At 63.3% G+C, this 2,320-nt stretch carries 1 protein-coding gene and 1 pseudogene; both read left to right on the forward strand.

Annotated elements, in window-relative coordinates; all coding sequences use genetic code 11:
- Positions 1–298 precede the first annotated feature (298 nt).
- A complete protein-coding gene (carA, locus tag QZY07_RS25020; protein WP_295408774.1) occupies positions 299–1,444 on the forward strand; it encodes a glutamine-hydrolyzing carbamoyl-phosphate synthase small subunit in 1,146 nt (381 codons plus the stop codon).
- Positions 1,444–2,320 (forward strand): annotated as a pseudogene (gene carB, locus QZY07_RS25025) (carbamoyl phosphate synthase large subunit); the annotation flags it as partial. The gene carA and the pseudogene carB, both read left to right, overlap by 1 nt.

A 2,320-nucleotide genomic window follows, 5' to 3' on the forward strand; every position in this document is an offset into this window, starting at 1 on the left:
CCGGGCATTGGAGCTTCCGGAAACTCTATCGCAGCCTGGTTTCGTGGTTTACCCGCGGCCTGCGTCGTCTGAAGCGGTGTCTTCAAAACGATCTGCCGTTGCCCGCCTTTCATGCCCGTGAGTAACTGATAGGTGATGAGGTGTGCCTACTAAGCGCGTGGACAGCTCGGCGGCGGTTCTTTAGAATTCGTCCGGATAAGTGCCCTGCCAGCGGCTCTAAATACGATAGGTGCTGACGCAGTCCTCTATACTTCCCGTCGCGGTCGTCGCACGTCCTCGCCCGGATTCGGAGATACCCTTGAGAAAACCCGCGGTTCTGGTTCTGGAAGACGGCTCGGTCTTCCGCGGAACGTCAATTGGTGCCGATGGCACCAGCGTCGGCGAGGTGGTCTTCAATACCGCCATGTCCGGCTACCAGGAGATTCTGACCGATCCCTCGTACCTCCGACAACTCGTCACCCTGACCTATCCGCATATCGGCAATGTCGGTGTCAATCCGGAAGATGAAGAGTCCGGCGCCATTCAGGCGGCGGGGCTCATCATCCGCGACCTGCCGATCCGGCCGAGTAATTATCGGCTGCGCGAGCGGCTTGATGACTATCTGATCCGTCAGGGAGTCGTCGGGATCGCGGACATCGATACTCGCCGCCTGACGCGCATTCTGCGCGAGAAGGGTACCCAGAACGGCTGCATTCAGGCTGGCGACGCCATCGACGATGCCTCGGCCCTCGCCGATGCGCGCGCCTTTCCGGGGCTCAAGGGCATGGATCTGGCCCAACATGCCTCGACCAAGGAGGCTTACCCCTGGACGCAGGGCGTCTGGACGCTGGATAAAGGATTGCCGGAACCCTTGATGCCGGTGGGGGCGCGTCTTCCTTACCACGTCGTCGCCTACGATTACGGCATCAAGCGCAACATCCTGCGGATGCTGGTCGAACGTGGCTGTCATGTCACCGTGGTACCGGCGCACATGCCGGCGGCGACCGTGCTGGCGCTGCAACCCGACGGCGTCTTTCTCTCCAACGGTCCGGGCGACCCCGAGCCCTGCGACTATGCGATCGCGGCGATTCGCGAGTTGCTGGAGACGGACATGCCGCTGTTCGGGATCTGTCTCGGCCATCAGCTGCTGGGCCTGGCCTGCGGGGCAAGCACGCTGAAGATGAAGTTCGGCCATCATGGCGCGAATCATCCGGTGCAGGATCTCAAGACCGGGGCGGTCATGATCAGCAGCCAGAACCATGGCTTCGCGGTGGATGAGGCCAGTCTGCCGGAGACGCTGGAAGCGACCCACCGCTCGCTGTTCGACGGTTCGCTGCAAGGGATTCATCACCGCCAGCGTCCCGCCTTCAGTTTTCAGGGGCATCCCGAGGCCAGTCCCGGACCCCATGATGTCGCGCCGGTGTTCGACCACTTTATCGATCTGATTCGCGAGCGGAAGAACTGATGCCCAAGCGTACCGACATCCACAGCATTTTGATTATTGGCTCCGGCCCCATCGTTATCGGTCAGGCGTGCGAGTTCGACTACTCCGGGGCGCAGGCGTGCAAGGCGCTGCGCGAGGAGGGTTACCGGGTCGTGCTGGTCAACTCCAATCCAGCCACCATCATGACCGATCCGGAAATGGCGGATGCCACCTACATCGAGCCGGTCACCTGGCGCGCGGTCGCCGCCATCATCGAGAAGGAGCGCCCGGAGGCGCTGCTGCCGACCATGGGCGGCCAGACGGCGCTCAACTGCGCGCTCGATCTGGTGCGCGAGGGCGTGCTCGAGCGCTTCGGCGTGGAACTGATCGGCGCCTCGCGCGAGGCCATCGACAAGGCCGAGGATCGCGATCTCTTCCGGCAGGCGATGCGCCGGATCGGACTCGACATGCCGCGTTCGGCCATCGCCCACAGCCTGGAGGAGGCGATCCAGGTGCAGGCGTCGATCGGCTTTCCGACCATCATCCGGCCCTCGTTCACCATGGGCGGGAGCGGCGGCGGCATCGCCTACAATCAGGAAGAGTTCGAGGAAATCTGCCGGCGCGGGCTGGATCTGTCGCCGACGCATGAACTGCTGATCGAGGAATCCGCGCTCGGCTGGAAGGAGTTCGAGATGGAAGTAGTCCGCGACCGCGCGGACAACTGCATCATTATCTGCTCGATCGAGAACTTCGATCCCATGGGCGTGCACACCGGCGACTCCATCACGGTCGCCCCGGCCCAGACCCTGACCGACCGCGACTATCAGATCATGCGCAACGCCGCCATCGCGGTGCTGCGCGAGATCGGCGTCGACACCGGCGGCTCCAACGTGCAGTTCGCGATCAACCCCGCCGACG

It is taken from the genome of uncultured Thiocystis sp., assembly GCF_903866365.1.
In the GTDB taxonomy this organism is placed as follows: Bacteria; Pseudomonadota; Gammaproteobacteria; order Chromatiales; family Chromatiaceae; genus Chromatium.